Genomic DNA, 19,508 nt, shown 5'->3' with positions numbered 1-19,508 from the left:
CGCGGAGCGCGGCCCTTGGCGGTCTGCCGTCAGCCCGGGTCGGAAATTTCAAACGACACCGTCGTTCCTTTGCCGAGCTCGCTCTGAACGGACAATCCTTTGCCGTACATTTGCAACAGCCGCCGGTTCGTATTGGACAGACCGATTCCGGACTTGTCCTTCTTCGGCGCTTTCAGCAATTCCCGGATTCGTTCTTCGCTCATGCCGGCGCCGTCGTCGATCACTTCGACGAGAGCGAACCGTTCCCGGCGGACGATGCGAATCCGGACCGTTCCCCCGTCCGCCTGCCGCAGCACGCCATGCCGGACCGCGTTTTCCACGAGCGGCTGGATCGTCAACGGAGGAAGCCGGAAGTCGATTCCCGGCTCGACTTCCCAGGACACCTGCAGTCTATCCTCGAAGCGCTCTTTTTCGATGTACAGGTATGCCCGCACAAGGTCCAATTCGTGCGAGAGCGAAACCAGCTCGCCGGTGTTCAGGAAGTGGAAGCTGATCCGCAAATACGAAGTGAACGCGTTGCCGAGCTTGCGCATTCTCTCCGAGTCGATCTCGCTTAGCGCCATAATCGAATTCAGCGTATTGAACAGAAAATGGGGCTGGATTTGCGCCTGCAAATAGGCGGCCTCCAAACGCAGCTGTTCGTGCACCGATCGTTTCAACGAGGTAAGCGACCAGATGCGGTATTTCAGCTCCATGGCGTCGACCGGCTTCGTCACGTAATCGTTGGCCCCGGCCCGAAAGCCGGCGTAAATGTCGGCGGGCTCGCCGCGTGCGGTCAGCAGCAGCACCGGCAGCTCGGAGGCGGAAAACCGTTTTCTTACCTTTTGCGTCAGCTCGTAGCCGGACATTTGCGGCATCATCACGTCGGCGATTATCAGGTCCCACGGCTCCGCGCCCAGCAGCTCGAGCGCTTCGCGGGCCGACGTGACCGAGCGGATGCGGTACGGCTCCGACGCCAGAATGCCGGCGAGCACCTTCAGGTTGACGGCGTCGTCATCGACGATCAAAATCGTCGCGCCATGCTCTCCTACGGGCGGGGACGCCGCGGGCGAAGCGGTTCGCCCGACGGCGGATGCGTCCGCCAGGCTCCGGGCGGCGGCGACTTCCGCGTACGGTTCCGCAAGCGGCGGAACCGGCTCGTCCGGCATGGAAGCCTCCGGCAGGGCGGCCCATTCGGCAAGCGGAAGCGTCAGCTCGAACGTCGAGCCTTTGCCGAGCTCGGAGCGCGCCGTCAATCCGCCGCCGTGAAGCTCGGCCAGCTCTTTGCTGATGCTGAGCCCGAGCCCGATGCCGCCGCCGTCGCCGGGGCCTTGCTCGTAAGGCAGAAAAATGCGCGCCTGCGTCTCCTCGTCCATGCCCGATCCGGTGTCGGTTACCCGAACGGCGATCGTGCCGTTCCGGATTTCGGCGGAGACGGCGACCGTTCCTTCTTCGGTATGCTTGATCGCGTTATGCACCAAATTGTACAAAATTTGGACGAGCCTTTTTTCGTCGGCCAGCGCGGGCGGGAACGAGTCCTTGATTTCGGACTTCAATCGAACCGGCTTCCCCTCGGTCAAATAGTTCAGCATGTCGATGACGCCCGACGCGACGGAAGACAAGGATATGGGCTTCTTTTGCAGAATGATGCGTTTCTCCCGCAGCCGAACGACATCCAGCAGATCGTCCAGCAGGTGGGACATCCTCCGGCCGATCGTGACGAGCAGCTGCATGTCTTCCGCGCTTTTCCCGTCCATCGACTCCTTTTCCTTGATCGCGACGCTTTGGGCGATGCTCATCATGCCGTGCAGCGGCGTTCTCAGCTCGTGCGACGTATGGGCCAGAAACCGGTCTTTCCGTTTGTCGGCCGCCAGCAACTGCTCGTTCAGCTTGGCGTTCTCCTCGGCATTGCGGAAATACCGCTTGAACCAGTAAGTCGAGAAGCCGATAATCGCCGCGATAATATCGATCGGGTAGTAGACCCTGTTGAAGATGAAGATTCCCCAAAAGGCGCTGGAAAAGACGCCGGTAGCGGCAAGCAGCAGAAAAATGCCGTCGTTCTTGTTGCGCGAGAACATTTTCCAGAACAAATAGGCGGACCAGATAAGCGGAGCCAGATAGAGCACGGAAAATACCCGCCATTCCCTGGTGACGTAAACGAGCGAAGCCGGCGCGACCGCCAGAAAGCCGGAATAGAGCAGCAGGACGGCGGTGTAAATGCGGACCCACCGGGTCAGGGACGGCGACTCCAGGGCCGAAAATTTCAGCGCCATCCGCAGCATGAAGAAGGAAAGCCACATATACGAGAGCAGTCTGATCTTGACCATCCACGCAAAGTCGAACGGAAGCCACAGTTGCAAAACGAAGTCGTGATCCGACACGATCGTGGTGCCGGCGGCCAGAAGCAGCAGGAAAAAGACGAGAAACGTCCGCTCGCGGGGCTTGAACAGATACAGGATAAACGCGTACAACCCGTGCAGCATCAAAATGAAGAACGTGGCGAGCTGAAAGCCGATCGAGTACCATCGCTCGGTGTCGATCGCCGCCTGCGAACCGAAGCGCACGGAACGGACGATGCCGCCGTCATACGGGTGGTCGTAGTTGGCCGCCCGGATCAGCAGCTCGATCTCCTCCGCTCCGTCGGGGATATAAGTCGCCGTATACGAGCTGACTTCCGGCACGTACGCATCCGCATCCTCGGCAGGACGGCCGAACAGCGCCTCCGGCTGACCGTTGATTTCCACGGTGGAAGAGGACTGGATTCGCGGAAACCAGAACCCAAGGGGCTGGTCCGGGGAATCGATCAGAATGCGCAGCCGATAGGTGCCGTAACCGTACGAACCGCCCAAGCCGCTCGAACCGCCGGAATCGTCCGGAAACGCGGCGCTCCAGTCTCCGGGAACGTTCGCGTACCGGGGCTCCGGATTCGCTTCCTTGAAATCCTCGTGCGAAAGCAGGGCATCGGGATAGAACTCCCATTCTCCGTCCAGCGGGATGGACCGGGGAGTATCGAAGTCCCAGTCCCGCATGTCGAGCACGCCCCGAACGACGGGAGGATGCTCCGGCGTGTAAAAAAAATGCGACCATGCCAGTCGCAGCCCGAAAAGGACGGCCACGAACAAAAGGATCACGGCGGTATATTTTAAGATGGATTTCGTTCTGGTTTTGATCATAAAAGGATACATTCGACATCTTTTTGGCAATTCCTTTTACGGGCGCAAAGATTGTCGATCGCGCATGATCCGGGAATCGCCGGGAAGAAACAGCGCAAACAGGCCGAGCAAAGGCAAAAAGGAGCAGACTTCCGTCATCAGGGCGACGCCTGTCCGGTCCATGAGCCAGCCGAGGACGACCGACCCGAGTCCGGCCATGCCGAAGGACAAGCCGAAAAAGAGGCCGGCTATCGTGCCCACCTTGCCCGGCAGCATCTCTTGGGCGTACACGATAATGACGGAGAAGCCGGACATGAGAATTGCGCCGACGGCCAGGCATAGAAGAACGGAGCCGGTCGGGCTGGCGTAAGGGAGCCAGACGGAGAACGGCGCCGAGCCGAGAATCGAAAACCAGATGATTTTTTTCCTTCCGAAGCGGTCCGCCAACGGCCCGCCCAGCAGCGTCCCGAGCATCCCCGCGAATTGCAGGGCGAACAAGGAGATTTGGGCGTTCTCCAGCGGCAAACCGTATTTTTCCATAAAATAAAACGAGTAATAGCCGGTCATGCTGGCGAGGTAGACGAATTTGGAAAACAGCATCAGAATTAAAATGCCGAGCACGGCGACGACAAAGCCGCGCGACAGCGTGCGCTCCTCTGCCGCAGCGGCGCGGCGGTCCGGCTTCGGAAAGAGCCGGATTCTCTCCCGGTACCATCGGCTTACGCGCCATTGGATCGCGATGCCGGCGGCGGCCAGCAGCGTGAACCATAAGAAGCCGAGCTGCCCTTGGGGCATCAGGATAAACGCCACCATCAGCGGGGCCAGCGCTTGGCCGGTGTTTCCGCCCACCTGAAAGACCGACTGCGCCAGCCCTCTCCCTTTGCCGGCGGCCAGATGCGCCACGCGGGAGGATTCGGGGTGCAGGACGGAGGAGCCGATCCCGACGAGCGCGGCGGATACGATCAAGGCCGCGAACCCGGGCGAGAGCGCCATGCCGATCATGCCGAGCAGCGTAAAGGCCATGCCCAGCGGGAGCAGGGCCGGCAGCGGCTTGCGGTCGGTATAGGCCCCGATGAGCGGCTGCAGGATCGAGGCCGTCACGTTGAGCGTAAACGCGATCCATCCGATCTGGGCGAAGCTGAGCTGCATCGACGTTTGGAAAATCGGGAATACGGCCGGAACGACGGATTGCATCGCATCGTTAAGCAAATGCGCGACGCTGACGCCGATCAGCATGGCGCCTGCCGCCTGCCTGGCCGTTTCGGCTATCGCGGGTTGGGTCATTCGGATCACCTTTTTTCTTTTTTTCCCATCTTAACGGGCTCTTGCGGCGTTGTCTTCGCGATTATTGCCCGGAACGAAAGCACGATTTGCTATAATAAAGGCGGGTGATCCACGATGATCGTACAAATGGCGACGCCGCAGCTGGAGCTGTGGCGGATTGACGGGGAGTTCGTCAACCTCCCGCATACTCACGACGACGAGTTTCAAATTACCGTTCCGATTCGCGGCGCTTGCCGGTTCACGCAAGAAAACAAGGATTACGACCTGCAGATCGGAGACGGGCTTGTCCAGCATCCCCGGGAGCGGCACTCTTTTCATATCGGGCTTCAATCCGGCGTGCTGATTTTCAAAGTCCGCCAAAGCCGCATGAAGGAGCTTGCCGGAGGGAAGGAACCTGAGTTTTCCTTGCGGCAGCGGCTCGACCCGTCTTCCGTCGCCGGGAAGTTCCGCAAATGGACGAACGCCCTTCTGGCTTGCGACCCGTCGGACCGGCTGGCGAAGGAAGAGACGGAGACGCAAGTGCTGTCCTATTTGTACAACGCCTTGTCCGGCAATCAGCCGCGGGATCGCGGGCGGGCGCCGTCCGCGGCCGTTTTCGGAACCGATCCTTTTTTGGGGCGGGTGCTGGACTACATTCACGCGAACTACGCGGGAGAGATCCGGATCGATACGCTGGCGGAACTCGCGGCGCAAAGCCGATATCATTTTATCCGTTCCTTCAAAGAGGAGACGGGGTCGACTCCGTACCAGTACGTGCTCCGGCTAAGGATGGAGGAAGCGAAGCGCCGGCTGCGGAATTCGGACGAGTCGGTTACGGACATCGGGTTCGGGTTGGGGTTCTCCAGCGCGAGCCAATTTTACCGGGTTTTCATGAAGGCGGTCGGCGTGACGCCCGAGCAATTTCGCCATTTCCGCCGCTAAGGGACAAAATCGGGTTGCGAACATTCGGGATGGGGGGACGAAAAGGTGAATCATGCGCAATTAATCGAGCTCGGGTTAACGTATAAAGGGACAAGCCTGCGGTATCCGTTCGACCCGGATATGGCGGTGCTGTTCGTCGGAAGCAAAATGTTCGCGTTAATGAGCCGTCAAACGGGGGCGGAAAGCGTCAACTTGAAGGTATCGCCGGACGAGGCGTGGCTGCAGCGCGAAACGTATCCCGGCGCGGTGCTGCCCGGCTACCATATGAACAAAAGGCATTGGAACACCGTCCTGCTGAACGGCGAAGTTCCGGACGAGGTGGTCGTTCAGATGTTCCGGGAATCGTACGAGCTGGTGCTGGCAAAAATGCCGAAGGCAGCGCGGGAAGAGATCGCCGCCTCCTTGCGCGAACGGCCGGATCGGAACGGCGGGTAGCCCGATCCTACAACGTCTGCCCGCCGTCAACCGTGACGATTTGCCCGGTCATCGCTTCCTGCTCGAGGGCGGCGCAGATCAAACGGGCGATGTCCTCCGGGGCGGCCGTCCGCCGCAGCAGCAACCGGGGAGCCAGCGTCCGCATTTGCTCCTCCCTGCCGGTCCACCACCTTGTGGCGACCGCTCCCGGGGCTACGCAATTGACCCGGACATCCGGGGCCAGCGCCCGGGCGAGCGATTTCGTCAACCCGTGCACGGCGGCTTTGGAGACGGCGTAAGGCAGGGACGAACCGGAGCCCGTCAGTCCCGCGATGCTGCCGAGGTTGACAATCGCTCCCCGGCTTTGTTTCAAATAAGGGGCCGCGGCTCTCGCGCAAAAAAACATCCCCTTCACATTCACCGCGTAAAGCTCGTCCCAAACCTCCTCCGTCGCGCCCTCCAGGTCGTCGAGCGGGATGTGCCGCGTCCGGCCGGCGGCATAAGATTGTTATATCGCCGGGCGGGCGTTTTTTATATATCTAGCAAAATGAAAACGCTTTATAATTTGAGACGGGAACGATTGGACATCCTGGCCTCGACATCATCTGCCAAAAACTCATTTCAAAAGGAGTGCAAAACGGATGAAGAAGCAGGTGCGAAAACTGGGAATGCTTGCTCTTTTGCTCGGGCTGCTGCTGCCGGCCGCAAGTCCGAAAGCGCAGGCGATCAACCCGGGCGGACTGATCGTAGGTGCGGACGTCTCGATGCTGAACGAAGTGGAAGAGTTGGGAGGGAGCTTTTACGAAAACGGGATTCAGAAGGATCCTCTGGAAATTTTGAGCGGCAACGGCATGAATTACGTTCGCTTGCGGCTGTGGGTCGATCCGTATGACAGTGTCGGGAACCCGTACGGCGGGGGCACGAACGATTTGGCGACGACCATCGCTCTGGCCGAGCGGGCGAAGGCGGAAGGCATGGGCATTTTGCTGGACTTGCATCTGAGCGATTTTTGGGCCGATCCCGGCACGCAGACGAAGCCGAAAGCCTGGCAAAGCCTGACGTATGCCCAATTGAAGACGGCGGTCTACAATTATACGAAAGGCGTCATTACGGCGATGAAAGCCGAGGGCGTGCTGCCGGAAATGGTGCAGGTCGGGAACGAGACCAGCTCGGGCATCCTGTGGGACGACGGCAAGGTTGGCGGCGGCATCGACGATTTTACTCAATTGGGCGAGCTGCTGTCGGCAGGCATTTCGGGCATCGACGACGCGCTCGGCGCCGGGGAGGACGTCGAAATCGCGCTGCATCTGGATCATGGCGGAGACAACAACCTGTACCGCTGGTGGTTCGACAAAATCGAGGAGCAGGGCGTGGACTACGACATTATCGGCTTGTCCTATTATCCGTTCTGGCACGGCACGATGGGCGAGCTGCAGTACAACCTGAACGACATCAGCAAAAGATACGGCAAGGACGTCATGATCGTCGAAACCGCATACGGCTGGACGCTCGGCGACGGCGACGGCCTGGGCAACTCCTTCTATACGACGGAGGAAAGCGTCGGCGGCTACCCGGCTTCGGCGGCCGGGCAAATGGCTTACATCCGCGATTTGGCGGAAATCGTCCGCGACGTGCCGAACGGAAGAGGTCGCGGCATTTTCTGGTGGGAGCCGGCATGGCTTCCGGTCGAAGGCGCCAACTGGGGACGGAGGCGGGCAAGCTGTACAATAACGATACGGGGCTGCTGTCCAACCCGTGGGACAATCAGACGTTGTTCGATTTCGACGGGAACGCGCTGCCCACGTTGGCCGTATTCGACGAGGGCGTGCCGGCGAATCGGGTCGTCAACCACGACTTCGAGCAGGACGGCTGGACGAATTCGCCTTCGGGCTGGGGCGTTTGGGCGGGAAATCCGTCCGACTACGACGCGATCAAGGTGGAGGAGCCCGGCGTTACCGGCGATTACAAGCTTACCCACTGGAAGGCCGCCGCTTATGAGGCTTCGACTTATCAGACGATTACCGGGCTGGCCAACGGAACGTACTCGCTTACGGCCTGGATCTTGAACGGCGGCGGCCAGAACGAAGTTCATCTTTACGCGAAAAACTACGGCGGCAGCGAGCTGCAGCAGGATCTTCCGGTCAGCGCGGCCAAATGGGTCAAAATCCGCATCGACAACATCCAGGTGACGAACGGCCAGATCGAGATCGGCGTTTACTCCGATGCGAACGCCGGCAACTGGATCAACATGGACAACGTGAAGCTTTATAAAACGAATTGACGGTGCCCGCCTTCTGATTTTTCCGCCCGAATCCCGGTCCTCGCGATCGCGATCCGGACATAAGATTCTTATATCGCCGGCGGGCATTTCTTATATATAAAGCGGTTTGGAAACGCTTTATAATCGGAGGTGAACGGACGCCTCGCGTTCGGAGCAGAAAAGCAAGGGGGACTCAACATGCCGGTTATCAAAAAACTGTCGGCGGCCGTCGCGATCGCCGTATTGTCCGCCGTCGTGGCGGCGTGCGCCCCGGATCGCGGAGAAGCGATTCCGACGGGCGAATCCGCGACCGACGCGGCCAAGCCCGCGAAGTTGGTCGTATGGGCGAACGACGATGCCAATCACTTGAAGGCGGTCGAGCAGATCGCGCAAAAATACGCGGAGCAGACCGGGATCGAAGTGGAAGTCACGCCCGTGAGCGGCGCGGAGCAGGTTCAAAAGCTCGCGCTCGCCGCGCCGTCCGGCAAAGGACCGGATTTGTTCTATCAGCCGCAGGACCGTCTCGGGGACGTCGTCGCGCAAGGGCTGGCCGATCCGGTCGAGCTGGACGGCGAGGCGGCGGGGGCTACAGCGAGGCGGCGCTCGAAGCGGTTCGCTACGACGGGGAAACGTACGGCTACCCGATTACGGTCGAAACGTACGCGCTTTACTACAACAAGGAGCTCGTCGCGGAAGCGCCGGCTTCCGTCGAAGACGCCGCCGACGCCGCGGCCGGCCTGATCGATCCGGCCAACGACCGCTTCGGCTTTCTGATCGTGCCGGACTTCTATTACGCGATCCCGTTCATCGCCAACTACGGCGGATACATTTTCGGCGGAAGTCCCGGCAGCTACGACGTGGCCGACATCGGGCTGAACAACGCCGGCGCGGCGGAAGGGTTGACGGCATACCAAGCGTTCATGAAAGAGAACGCCATCCCCGAGACGCTCACGACCGACATCATGCAGACGCTGTTCGCGGAAGGCAAGGCCGGCATGGTCGTCGACGGACTATGGTCGCTCAAGACGTTCGGGGAAAAGCTCGGCGACAAGCTCGGAACGGCGCCGCTTCCGTCCGTCAACGGCAAGCCTTCTCCCTCCTTCGTCGGCGTCAAAAGCTGGTTCGTGTCCTCCTATTCCGTCAGCCCGCAATGGGCGATGGACCTCGCCGCGTATTTGACGAACGACGAGAACGCCCGGCTTTATTACGAGACGACGGGCGAAATTCCGGCGCGGACGGCCGTCACGGCGGAAATCGGGGATCCGCTGTACCAGGGCTTCATCGATCAGATCGCCAGCGGCATTCCGATGCCGAACGTGCCGGAAATGACGCCGGTGTGGGAGATGGACAGCGCCCTGGACTTCATCCTGCAGGGGCAGGACGTTCAGGCGGTGCTGGACGAGACGGTGGAAAAAATCGAGCAGCAAATTGCCGCATCCGGCAAATGAAAACGAGGGTGAGACCCGATGGAAACGCGTCTTGAGCGGCCGCCGGGCGAAAAAGGAAGCGGCGCGAACGGCCGGGCCGGGCACAGCCCGGCGGCTGCTCTCGTCCTGTCGCTCCTTTTTGCCGGCCTGGGGCAGCTGTATAACCGAAGCTATGCGAAAGGAATCGCCTTTATCGTCATCGAAGCGGCGTTTCTGGTCGTTTTCGCGGATTTCATCCAGCTCGGCCTTTGGGGCATTTACACGCTCGGCACGATCCCGAGGCTGGATCATTCGATCTTTTTGCTCGTCTACGGCATTTTGTCCGTGCTGCTGCTCGCGATCGCCATCGGCCTCTACGCGCTGAACGTCCGCGACGCGCGCAGGCAGGCGATCCGGATTCGGGAAGGCTGGGAACGGCCGACATGGAAGGAGTCGGTCAAATCCGGGTACGAGCGGACCTTCCCGTATCTGCTCACCGTTCCCGGCTTCCTGATGCTCGTTTTCGTCGTCATCTTCCCGCTGCTATTCGCGATTTCGCTGGCGTTTACGAACTACAACCTGTACAATTCGCCGCCGAAAAATCTGGTGGACTGGGTCGGGTTCGACAATTTCGTCCAGCTGGCCACGGTTCCGCTCTGGAACCGTTCCTTCGTCAGCGTCTTTTCGTGGACGGTCGTCTGGACGGTCGTCTCGACGTCGCTGCAGATCGGCATCGGCCTGTTTTTCGCGCTGATCGTCAACGACAAGCGGATCAAGTTCAAGAAGCTGATCCGGACCGTGCTGATCCTGCCCTGGGCCGTCCCGAACTTCGTGTCGATTCTCATTTTCTCCGCGCTGTTCAACGACCAATTCGGGGCGATCAACCGCACGCTGGCCGGATGGTTCGGCGGCAGCGGCTTGCCGTGGCTGACCGACCCGCTGTACACGAAGCTCGCGATGATCGGCATCCAGGCCTGGCTCGGCTTCCCGTTTCTATTCGCCCTGTTCACGGGCGTGCTGCAGAGCATTTCGAACGAATGGTACGAAGCGGCCGACGTGGACGGGGGAACCCGCTGGCAGAAGTTCCGGCACATTACGCTGCCGCACGTGCTGTTTGCGACCGGTCCGCTGCTTCTGATCCAGTACACGACCAATTTTAACAATTTCAACATCATCTACTTGTTCAACGGCGGCGGCCCGGCGGTTCGGGGCCAGACGGCCGGGGGACGGACATTCTGATTTCCTGGGTTTACAAGCTGACGTTCACCAACAACAACTACAGCATGGCGGCCGCCATTTCCCTGATTATCGGCCTCGTCGTCATCGCGTTCGCCTTCTTCCAATTCCGCCGGTCGAAATCGTTCAAGGAGGAGCGGAATTTCCAATGAAAGCAAGCTGGGCATCCCGGCTCGAAGTGGCCGGCATCTACCTCGTTTTGGCCGTCGCGTTCGCCGTCATTCTTTACCCGCTCGCCTGGGCGGCCGGGCTGTCGTTGCAATCGGGGACGAGCCTGTACTCGGCCAGCATGTTTCCGCGCCATCCGTCCCTTGAGCATTACAGATGGCTGTTCGCGAGTCCCGAAAGCGACTACCTGACCTGGTACAAAAATACGCTGATCGTCTCCGCCTCGACCAGCCTGCTCTCGGTGATCGTGACCTCGGCGACGGCGTACGCCCTGTCCCGGTTCGATTTCGTCGGCCGCAAAAGCGGATTGTATGCGTTTTTGCTGCTGCAGATGTTCCCGGTCATGATGGCGATGGTCGCGCTGTACATTTTCCTGAACCTGATCGGGCTTTTGAATACGCTGACCGGACTCGTCCTCATTTACGTCGGGGGGCAGATTCCGTTCAACGCCTGGCTCGTCAAAGGGTATCTCGACACGATTCCCCGGGAGCTGGACGACGCGGCGAAGATCGACGGAGCGGGCCAGCTGCGCGTGTTCGTCCGGATTTTGCTGCCGCTCATTACGCCGATTTTGGCGATCGTCGCGCTGTCCAATTTCATGATGCCGATTTTCGATTTCATCCTGCCGTCGATCATTTTGCACGATTCCGGCAAGTATACGTTGGCGGTCGGCTTGTATCACTTCGTCACGGAAAAGTATTCGAACCATTTCACCGTATTCACCGCGGGCGCCATTCTGATTGCGCTTCCGGTCGCGCTGGTGTATCTGTTTTTGCAGCGGTTTTTCATTTCCGGGCTGACGGCCGGGGGACGAAAGGCTGAATTCGAAAGAGAGAAGGAGAAATCATACGATGCAAAAGGAATTTCTGAAAGGCGCGGACATCTCGTTCGTCGACGAAATCGAGACGGAGGGCGGCGCTTACTACGAAAACGGGAGAAAGCGGGACGTCCTCGACATCCTGAAGGACAGCGGGATCAATTCCGCGAGGCTGCGGCTTTGGAACGAGCCGGCCTTCGATTATTGCAATCTCGAAAAAACGAAAAAAATGGCCAAGCGGATCAAAGAGAAAGGCTTGCATTTTCTGCTCGATTTTCACTATTCCGATTATTGGGCCGATCCGTCCAAGCAGCACATGCCGAAGGCATGGGAGAAGCTGCCGTTCGCCGAATTGACCGACGCCGTCCGGACGTTTACCCGCGATACGATCGAAGCGTTGAAAAGGCAAGGCACGCTGCCGGACATGGTGCAGATCGGCAACGAGATTACGAACGGCATGATATGGAGCGAAGGACGCGTCGACGGGGAATGGAACACCGGGGAGCAGTGGCGCAAGCTCGGAGAGCTTGTCCGCGCGGGCATTCGGGGGCTGAACGAAGCGCTGGAGGGCGCGGCGCCGGTTCCGGTCATGATTCATATCGACCGGGGCGGGGACAACGCCGGCAGCCGCTATTTTTTCGACAAGATGGCCGAAATGAACGTCGATTTCGATGTGATCGGGCTTTCCTATTACTCCTGGTGGCACGGGACGCTCGAGGATTTGACGGAAAATCTCGCGGATCTCGCAAGCCGCTACGGCAAGGATATCGTCGTCGTGGAAGCCGCCTATCCGTGGACGATGACGCCGCCCGACGAGCAGCCGCTTATTTTCAATGCCGAGGAGTGGCTGTACCCCGGCTATCCGGCGAGCCCGGAAGGACAGGCGGCGTGGCTTCGCAAGCTGATGGAAACCGTTCGCGCGACGCCCGGAGGGCACGGCGCCGGCGTTTACTACTGGGAGCCCTGCTGGATTCCGTCCAAGCCGGCCTGGTCCGTCGGGCACGAGAACAACTGGTCGAACCTGACGCTGTTCGATTACGCCGGCAACAGGCTGCCCTCGCTGGACGCGTTCAAGGAATAGCGAATAGCGGCTTAGCGGGGTGGCGGCGACCGAACGGTCCGCACCCGAGAGCGTTGGACTGGGCTGTCCGGGCAGGCAAGCGAACCGTTGAAAAAGCGCCCTCCCTTGTCGGATAATGAGAGAACAACCGGCAGGGAGGGATGCGCATGAAATGGGGCGATGACAACATTCGCAACGTGTTTACGTCGGTGGAACGGTCTCTTCCGCTCTTTATCGAAACGATCGGCTACAGCGCGTGGGAGCGGATTTTCGACCGGCCCGACGGCTATCCCTATTATCATTGGCTGCAGACGCTGGAGGGAGAGGGCTCCTTCGAGTTCCAGGGCGGGCAGGTCATGCTGACGCCGGGCAAGGGCGTGCTGCTGACCCCGTTTACCCCGCATCGCTACTTCCCGGTTTCGGACCGCTGGTCGACGGTGTACGTAACGTTCGGCGGCGCGGCCGCTTCGGCGATTCTGGATTCGCTGGACATGAACGTTTCCGCCCTGTACACCGAAACGGAGAAGGTATCGTTTGCCGACGCCATCCGGGACATGATCGACAAGGCCGGCCGGGATCCCGAGTTTTCCGGCCTGGAATCGTCCACCGAGATGTACCATTTTCTCATGCTGCTGCGCAAATTCGGACGGCGAAACGACCAGCCCTCCCTCTCGCAGTTTTACGACAAGCTGCGCCCGGTCGTGCAATGGATGGAGCGCAACCGCTCGGCCAATATCGGGCTGCCGGAAATCGCCGAGCAGGCCCAGATGAGCGTTTCCTATTTGAACGAGCTGTTCCAGGACGCGTTCGGGATGAGCCCTTATTCCTTTCTGATCCGGCTCCGCATTCGCGAAGCGAAGAAGATCATGATCGCGACGCCCGGCATGGCGCTGAAAGAGGTGGCCGCCATGACCGGGTTTAACGACGTCAGCCATTTCGTCGCCACCTTCCGCCGGAAAGAAGGCATTACGCCCGCCAAATACCGGGAGCTGCATTTGTCTCCGCAGCATCCGGAGTGAACCGTTTGATCGGATTCATTGATTTAAATAAGACGAAAGCTGTCGCGTTTAACGTTTATACTGGCTCCGAGTTCGAAAAAACTCTAATCACCCGGACAAAAGGAGCTGCAAACCGATGAATTTCGAATTGACCCCGTACATCATGCTGGACGGCAAAGCCAAGGACGCGATCGAGTTTTACAAGCTGGCGCTCGGCGCGGAAGTTGTTTTTATGCAAACGTTCGGAGACGCGCCGAGCGGCCCGGAAGCCGCCTTGCCCGCCGAGGACAAAGGGCGGGTGGCGCATTCCGTTCTGAAGGTCGGGGACGGGAAGCTGTTCGTGGCCGATGTTCTGCCCGGTCAGCCGAACCGCGAGGGAAACCGCGTCAGCCTTTGCCTGACCGCGAACGATGCGGAGGAGGCGCAGGCGCTTTTTGACGCGCTGCGGCAGGACGGGCAAGTCGACTTTCCGCTGCAGGAAGTCTACTTCAGTCCGGCGTACGGCCAGGTAACGGACCGGTTCGGCGTCGTTTTTCAAATTTTTACGAAGAGGTAAGGACGACCGAATCCCTTGATTCTCCTCTAACGATCCTCTAGACATGTTCGGCCAGGCCGAGTTTGCCCGCGCTCCAGCTCCAAAGTTCCGCGGCGCGCTCCCGGCTGTAGGATTCCGGGGAAGAGGGGATGGGCTTGGAGCCGTCCCAGTACGTTCCGCTCGTTCGGCCCGGCGGCTCGCTTGCGACCAGCCGCGCCAGGTCGGCTCCGGATTGCCGGGTCGTGCGCACGCCCGGACGGACGAAACGCAGCAGCGGCAATATCGAGTTCCAGGCGAAGCGGGCCAGCGGGCTGTAGTCCCGGGCGAGTCCGGAGCCGGGCATCATGCCCGGATTGAAAGCATGGACCTCGATCGCCCGGCCCGCTTGCCGAAGCCGCTCATCGAGCCCGTAAGCGAAATAGAGGTTGCACAGCTTGGACGTGGAGTAGCGGGTTTGGCCTCTGGCGGACGGGGAGAGCGAAGCCATCGCGAGATCCGATCGCCCGGGGTCCGCCATCGTTTCGGGCGGGAGGTTGGCGTATTCCGTTCAAAATCAGGTCGATTCCGGCGTTCAGCCGATCTTCCAAATCGGCGGAAGCGGGTTTCATCAACAGCTGGTACATGATAAAGCCGATCAGAAACTCGGAGACGACCTCGAGGTTCGCATCCTCCCGAAGCGGCTCCTTCCGATGATAGCGCTCGAACCATTCGGCGATTTCCTTCGTTTTGGGCAAGGAGTGCTTCTGCCAGTACAGCTCCGAAATTTCCGAGCTCCCGGACAAAGCGGAGACCAGCACGGAAAGCATTTGCTTGCCCAGCGGGTTGTTCATGCTCTGAGCGAAGCCGTGCGCCAGCTCGAACATATCTTCGCGCAGTTCGCCCCGCGTCGGCGTTCCGAGCGGGGCTTCAATCGTTCGAGAGCGTCCGCCACCAGGTCTTCTTTACGGCTCCATCTGCGATAAATGGACGTTTTCCCGACTCCGGCCCGCTGGGCGACCGCCTCGATGCTTAGTTTCTCGACGCCGGTCTCGGCGAGCGAAGCGATGGCGGCATCCAGGATGCGCTCATGGACTTCCCTGCTTCTCGGCCTTCCGCGAGGAGCGGAACGGCCGGTACCGGCCTCGTCATAATCGGGCATGTTCATCCGTCCTTGTTCGTTTTTTCCGTAATCGATTATAGCACAAACGCCCTTGCGCTACCGGCGTTCCTGGCGGCCAAGGCTTTATCGCGCGGAACAAGACGAGGTTCGGTCGGGAGGGCTTGCATTTCCAGCGAGGAGCATTCCGCCGGTTTATGCATACATATGGATAGACATTAACCTATGCGGGAGGAAAAAGCTTGTGGATCCGGTTTTAACGTCGCCGTCGCTTACCTTGACGGGCGACTCCAACGAAGTCGTCACGTACCGCCGGGATGCGGACAATTACATTACGCAGCTGTTCGCGGAGCAGCTGCCGGCGATTCAGACGGGCTTTTTCAACGTTCGCATGAACAAAGGGATCATTATTCAGCCTCACTGGCACACGAATGTGAACGAGCTCGTCTTTGTCATCGGCGGCGAGGTCGCGACGACCGTGTTCAATCCGTTTACGCAAAAATTGATGTCCTACCGGCTGAAGCCGGGCCAGGCCTCCATGTTCCCCAAAGGCTGGTTCCACTGGATCGTGGGGCTTGAGGACGACACGCATATTCTGACCGTTTTCGACCGGCCGACGCCCGATATCGTGTACGGTTCCGATTTCCTTCGGATGACGCCGGGGCAAATCATGCAGCTTGCTTACTCCGTGGATGAAAAAGAATACGAGAAGGCGGTGGAGCCGATTCGGCAGTCCGTCATTTTAGGGCCGCCCGCGGGCTTCGCTCCGAGCATGGACGACCGTCTCGCGCAAGCGGCCGCGCCGTCGCCCGAGACGGCCCCCGAACCTCCCGCACCGTTCTATCCGCAAGGCTACTACGCGAATTATCCGGGCTATCCGGGCTATGCGAGCTTCGCGAATTATGCGGCCGCACAGCCCGCGCCGTATTACCCCTACCCCTACCCCTACCCGTATTGACTATCCGATATTCGCGATCCAGGCGACGCACCTTCCGAGCGTGCCGACCGTACCGGGGTGAAGCAGCCCTTCGGGAGTGTGGGCGGGGTCAAGCAGCATACCCGGCCTTTGCCGTAAGCATGCGCCCACCCGGCGATCGACTCCCCGTCGGCGGATTCGGAGCGGAGGAAAACCGTCGTATTCGGTTCGTCGCACGCGACAAAATAATGCTCGTCCGCGAATTCGAACGACGCGGCCGGATTCGCGGCGCCCGAGCCGCTTCCCGGATCGCCCTCCGGGAAGCCTCCCGCGAGCGGGCCGGCCGCTTCCGCGCTATAGCGCACGGGCCGGTGACGTTCGGGATGATGGAGGAAATAGCCGCGCAGCATGCCGACATACGCCCCGTCCGTCCGGTAAGAGGCAAGTCCCGAATGCCAGGCGAGCCACCCGCCGCCGGCTTCTGCATAGGCGGCGATGGCGGATTCGGCCTCTTCGGTCATCCATTGCCTGATCTCGCGGTCCTGCGGATTGATCCGGTTTTCCTTGAACAGAACGACGGCGGCGGGCCGCTCGGCAAGCTCCTCAAGCAGACGTTCCGCGGAAGCGTAACGGACGCGGACGGCCTCCGTCGCCGCGCCGATCCGCAGCCCGGCGGCGTTCGTGTCCGCCGCCGACCTGATCGCCTGCTCCAGCGCTTCCCGGATCGGAGCCTCCGGATGGTAATCGTCGCCCGCGATCGCCAAAATCGTTTTCCCCGGGGCGCTCATCCGTCGTTCTCCAGCAGCTCGACGATCACTTTCAGCTCTTTCATCGTATCCATATAGGCGTACCGTCCGCCGGTATATTCGCCTTTTTGCAGCAGGGCCATCTGTTTGCCTTCCAAAAGGGTGATTTTCTCCTTCATGCCCTCGATGACAAAAGCGATGTGATGAGGGCCTTCTCCATGCTCATCCAAATATTCGCGCCACGTGCTCGGCTCCCGGTCGGGTTCGATGAGCTCGAGCTGCACCGACCCCATGTCGAAAAAAGCAAGCTTCGCCCGGGCCTCGGAACGCCGGCCCTTGTATTCGGTTTGCGCGATGTCGGCGATGTCCGTCACGATGACCTTCGGTTTCTCCACGCCGAAAAAATCGGCGTACGCCTCGATTACCTTCTCGATGTCGTTGACCAGGATGCCGATTTGCGTGATCGTTTTCGTTCCCAACAGTCCTTGCGGCATAGACGGGAGCCCCCTTCGAAATGGGTGTGCGCTATCGGCGCCAACGGATAGTAAGCGTTTGCAGGTCGCCGAAAAGCGGTTCACGGCTACAGAATATAGGAGGCGAGCCCGTATTGTCAATCGTTTCCGTCCGCCGCTCCGGGAGCGGCGCATAACGCCTGCAGATAGGCTTCGACGATGCCTTCAAGCCTTTCGTTCGGCAGCCGTTCGGGCTGCATCAGCCGATGAATGGCCAATCCGTCGATGAGCGCGTACAATTTTTCCGTTTCCATCTCGACGTCGATGCCGGGCCGCGCCAGCTTATTTTGGACAAGCTCCTCCAGCGCAAACCGCGAAACCTTGTACAACCCGTCCTGAATATTCGAGCTTAACCTCCTTAATTCCGGATAAACCAGCGCCTTCGAATGAAAAGCGAACCAGACCTCCATTTCCAGCGTCCGCTCGTCGTCGACGGGCAAAAACTGCAGCAGTATCCGCTTCAAATCCGCCAGCAGCGGCCCTTGAGGCTCGAAAGCTTCCAGTCTTTTTTCCACTCGTTCGACGAACAAACCCATGCAGAAAGCAAACAGCTCCACCTGCGTGGAGAAATAGTGGCGCATGGAACCGACGGACAATCCAGCCTCTTCCGCGATTTTGCGCACGGTGGCCTGTTCCAGGCCCGATTGCCGGATCACCCTTAAAGCGGCTTCGGCGACGATGCGTCTTTGCGTATCATGATTGACGATTTTCGGCATGGCTTTATTATACGCGCTTTTCTTTTTTAATACAACGTGCTAAAATGATTTTGTAATACAATGTACTAAATAAATGAAAAGCGAGCGTGAATTTTTCAGATGGACACAGGCGGCAAGCGGAAGAAGAAATCGAAATGGAAAAAGCTGAAATACGGACTTTTGATCGCGGCGGCGGTCGCGGTTCTCGCGATCGGCCCCGGCTTCGCGTATGAAGCCGTCGCTTCGAGGCAAGCCGCGAACAATTATCCTCCGCCCGGCACCCTGGTGGACGTTGGCGGCTACAAGCTTCATCTCGTCAAAGCCGGCAGCGGCTCCCCGACGATCGTTCTCGAAGCGGGAAGCGGCGAAACGAGCTTGTCCTGGCGCGATATCCCGGAGGAACTGGCCCGCCACGCCACGGTCGTCTCCTACGATCGGGCCGGATATGCCTGGAGCGAGGAGGCGAGCCGGGAACGCACCGGGGAAAATATCGTCGGCGAGCTGTACACGGCGCTGAAACAGGAAGGGATCGAGGGACCGTACCTGATGGTTGGCCACTCGTTGGGCGGAATGTATGCCCGGCTGTTCGCCGAAACGTACCGGGACGAGGTCATGGGACTGGTTCTGGTAGACGCGAGGCCGGAGAACGACGATCGGGACACCCGGGAAATTTTGAAGGAGGAGAACTTCGCGGGGAATCCGCCGGCTTCTATCCTCAAACTGCTCAAGCAGTCGGGACTGTTGCGTTTGTTCCAGGACTTTTTGCTGGAGGGCCTGGTGGCGAAGGAAGACCGGGGGCAATTTCTCAACGTCATCGCAACCCCCGAATACTTCGAGGCGAAGGAGAAGGAAGCCGAATTGGCTTATTCGACCGAAGACGCCATTCGCGGACAACGGTTGGGCTCGCTGCCGGTGCGGATCATCGCCCGGGGGCTGCCGCAGGACTACGCCCAAGCGGGCATTTCGGAAGCCGGCGGCCGAAAGCTAGAGGAGATTTGGCAGTCCGGCCAGCGGCAAATGCTCGAAATTTCGACCGACAGCGAGCTGATCGTCGCCGAACAAAGCGGCCATATGGTCATTCATGACCAGCCGGAGCTCGTGGTGGAGACGATTCTGGACGTACTCCGGAAAAATTGATTATAGCCGTTTGTTCACTTTTTTGCCGGGCGGAATCGGAGCTACAATAAGGTTGTCGGGCCGACTAATAAGCGTGAAAGGAGATGATCCCGTTGATCAACCATCCTGAGGTGATTTCCGCGTAAGCGGAAGTCGCCGTTACCGGGGGAGGCCGTTCCGGCCTCCCTTTTACATGG

The 19,508-nt window shown here is 59.7% G+C and carries 19 protein-coding genes and 3 pseudogenes; 13 read left to right on the top strand and 9 right to left on the bottom strand.

The window, feature by feature from the left end:
• Positions 1 to 29: 29 nt before the first annotated feature.
• Both JW799_RS06495 and JW799_RS06490 read right to left on the bottom strand, forming a co-directional pair.
• Positions 30 to 3,152 carry a hybrid sensor histidine kinase/response regulator gene (locus JW799_RS06495; RefSeq protein ID WP_205429124.1) on the bottom strand — a complete coding sequence of 1,041 codons (3,123 nt, stop codon included), beginning with the start codon at positions 3,150 to 3,152 and terminating at the stop codon, positions 30 to 32.
• Positions 3,153 to 3,188: 36 nt separating this feature from the next.
• On the bottom strand, positions 3,189 to 4,415 hold the full coding sequence (locus JW799_RS06490) for an MFS transporter (protein WP_080832235.1): 1,227 nt from the start codon (positions 4,413 to 4,415) through the stop codon (positions 3,189 to 3,191).
• 114 nt (positions 4,416 to 4,529) lie between these two features.
• Here JW799_RS06490 and JW799_RS06485 point away from each other — a divergent pair, with 114 nt between their 5' ends.
• Together JW799_RS06485 and JW799_RS06480 are read left to right on the top strand one after the other, a co-directional pair.
• Positions 4,530 to 5,336, top strand: coding sequence for a helix-turn-helix domain-containing protein (locus JW799_RS06485; RefSeq protein ID WP_205429122.1), 807 nt, complete (start codon positions 4,530 to 4,532; stop codon positions 5,334 to 5,336).
• Positions 5,337 to 5,381: 45 nt separating this feature from the next.
• Positions 5,382 to 5,771, top strand: coding sequence for an MmcQ/YjbR family DNA-binding protein (locus JW799_RS06480; protein ID WP_080832233.1), 390 nt, complete (start codon positions 5,382 to 5,384; stop codon positions 5,769 to 5,771).
• A gap of 7 nt (positions 5,772 to 5,778) precedes the next feature.
• On the opposite strand, the pseudogene JW799_RS06475 reads toward JW799_RS06480, so the two are convergent.
• Positions 5,779 to 6,246 (bottom strand): annotated as a pseudogene (locus JW799_RS06475) (SDR family NAD(P)-dependent oxidoreductase); the annotation flags it as partial.
• Positions 6,247 to 6,391: 145 nt separating this feature from the next.
• Between JW799_RS06475 and JW799_RS06470 the strand changes: the two are divergent.
• From JW799_RS06470 to JW799_RS06440, 9 genes and pseudogenes are all read left to right on the top strand, one after another.
• Positions 6,392 to 7,816: a glycoside hydrolase family 53 protein gene (locus JW799_RS06470; protein ID WP_240353179.1), complete on the top strand. Its 1,425-nt coding sequence runs from the start codon at positions 6,392 to 6,394 to the stop codon at positions 7,814 to 7,816.
• Entirely contained in the window at positions 7,813 to 8,031 is a 219-nt protein-coding gene (locus tag JW799_RS28395; RefSeq protein ID WP_240353178.1) for a hypothetical protein, read from the top strand. Before JW799_RS06470 ends, JW799_RS28395 begins: the two co-directional genes overlap by 4 nt.
• A 177-nt stretch (positions 8,032 to 8,208) precedes the next feature.
• Positions 8,209 to 8,751 (top strand): extracellular solute-binding protein, encoded by a 543-nt coding sequence (locus tag JW799_RS29250; protein ID WP_275901447.1) that lies wholly within the window; start codon positions 8,209 to 8,211, stop codon positions 8,749 to 8,751.
• Positions 8,655 to 9,458: a sugar ABC transporter substrate-binding protein gene (locus JW799_RS29245; protein WP_338026345.1), complete on the top strand. Its 804-nt coding sequence runs from the start codon at positions 8,655 to 8,657 to the stop codon at positions 9,456 to 9,458. Before JW799_RS29250 ends, JW799_RS29245 begins: the two co-directional genes overlap by 97 nt.
• A gap of 18 nt (positions 9,459 to 9,476) precedes the next feature.
• Positions 9,477 to 10,804, top strand: a pseudogene (locus JW799_RS06460) (carbohydrate ABC transporter permease).
• Positions 10,801 to 11,637 (top strand): annotated as a pseudogene (locus JW799_RS06455) (sugar ABC transporter permease); the annotation flags it as partial. The pseudogenes JW799_RS06460 and JW799_RS06455, both read left to right, overlap by 4 nt.
• A gap of 34 nt (positions 11,638 to 11,671) precedes the next feature.
• Positions 11,672 to 12,718 carry a glycoside hydrolase family 53 protein gene (locus JW799_RS06450; RefSeq protein ID WP_205429120.1) on the top strand — a complete coding sequence of 349 codons (1,047 nt, stop codon included), beginning with the start codon at positions 11,672 to 11,674 and terminating at the stop codon, positions 12,716 to 12,718.
• A gap of 146 nt (positions 12,719 to 12,864) precedes the next feature.
• A complete protein-coding gene (locus JW799_RS06445) occupies positions 12,865 to 13,716 on the top strand; it encodes an AraC family transcriptional regulator (protein ID WP_240353177.1) in 852 nt (283 codons plus the stop codon).
• A 115-nt stretch (positions 13,717 to 13,831) separates the two neighbouring features.
• On the top strand, positions 13,832 to 14,251 hold the full coding sequence (locus tag JW799_RS06440; protein WP_080832226.1) for a VOC family protein: 420 nt from the start codon (positions 13,832 to 13,834) through the stop codon (positions 14,249 to 14,251).
• Between the two features lie 37 nt (positions 14,252 to 14,288).
• Here JW799_RS06440 and JW799_RS06435 read toward each other — a convergent pair whose 3' ends face one another.
• From JW799_RS06435 to JW799_RS28385, 3 genes are read right to left on the bottom strand one after another with little or no spacing between them, the layout of a single operon-like run.
• On the bottom strand, positions 14,289 to 14,717 hold the full coding sequence (locus JW799_RS06435; protein ID WP_139787053.1) for a Rossmann-fold NAD(P)-binding domain-containing protein: 429 nt from the start codon (positions 14,715 to 14,717) through the stop codon (positions 14,289 to 14,291).
• Positions 14,629 to 15,060, bottom strand: coding sequence for a TetR family transcriptional regulator C-terminal domain-containing protein (locus tag JW799_RS28390; RefSeq protein WP_240353546.1), 432 nt, complete (start codon positions 15,058 to 15,060; stop codon positions 14,629 to 14,631). Before JW799_RS28390 ends, JW799_RS06435 begins: the two co-directional genes overlap by 89 nt.
• Positions 15,057 to 15,368: a TetR/AcrR family transcriptional regulator gene (locus JW799_RS28385; RefSeq protein ID WP_240353176.1), complete on the bottom strand. Its 312-nt coding sequence runs from the start codon at positions 15,366 to 15,368 to the stop codon at positions 15,057 to 15,059. Before JW799_RS28385 ends, JW799_RS28390 begins: the two co-directional genes overlap by 4 nt.
• Positions 15,369 to 15,570: 202 nt before the next feature.
• On the opposite strand from JW799_RS28385, the gene JW799_RS06425 reads away from it, so the two are divergent.
• Complete coding sequence (locus JW799_RS06425; RefSeq protein ID WP_338026229.1) at positions 15,571 to 16,284, top strand: cupin domain-containing protein; 714 nt, start codon at positions 15,571 to 15,573, stop codon at positions 16,282 to 16,284.
• On the opposite strand, the gene JW799_RS06420 is transcribed toward JW799_RS06425, so the two are convergent.
• From JW799_RS06420 to JW799_RS06410, 3 genes are all read right to left on the bottom strand, one after another.
• A complete protein-coding gene (locus tag JW799_RS06420; RefSeq protein WP_205429119.1) occupies positions 16,272 to 17,030 on the bottom strand; it encodes a ThuA domain-containing protein in 759 nt (252 codons plus the stop codon). The two genes, JW799_RS06425 and JW799_RS06420, sit on opposite strands and share 13 nt — an antisense overlap.
• Entirely contained in the window at positions 17,027 to 17,482 is a 456-nt protein-coding gene (locus tag JW799_RS06415) for a VOC family protein (protein ID WP_080832223.1), read from the bottom strand. Before JW799_RS06415 ends, JW799_RS06420 begins: the two co-directional genes overlap by 4 nt.
• 116 nt (positions 17,483 to 17,598) lie before the next feature.
• Complete coding sequence (locus JW799_RS06410) at positions 17,599 to 18,216, bottom strand: TetR/AcrR family transcriptional regulator (protein ID WP_080832222.1); 618 nt, start codon at positions 18,214 to 18,216, stop codon at positions 17,599 to 17,601.
• Between the two features lie 99 nt (positions 18,217 to 18,315).
• Between JW799_RS06410 and JW799_RS06405 the strand changes: the two genes are divergently transcribed.
• Positions 18,316 to 19,332 (top strand): alpha/beta fold hydrolase, encoded by a 1,017-nt coding sequence (locus tag JW799_RS06405; protein WP_205429118.1) that lies wholly within the window; start codon positions 18,316 to 18,318, stop codon positions 19,330 to 19,332.
• Positions 19,333 to 19,508: the final 176 nt, after the last annotated feature.

Origin of the sequence: Cohnella algarum, assembly GCF_016937515.1 — a bacterium.
GTDB classification, from domain to species: domain Bacteria; phylum Bacillota; class Bacilli; order Paenibacillales; family Paenibacillaceae; genus Cohnella; species Cohnella algarum.
The sequence above is the reverse complement of the archived record's forward strand: the minus strand, read 5'-3'. Positions and strand labels throughout refer to the sequence as shown.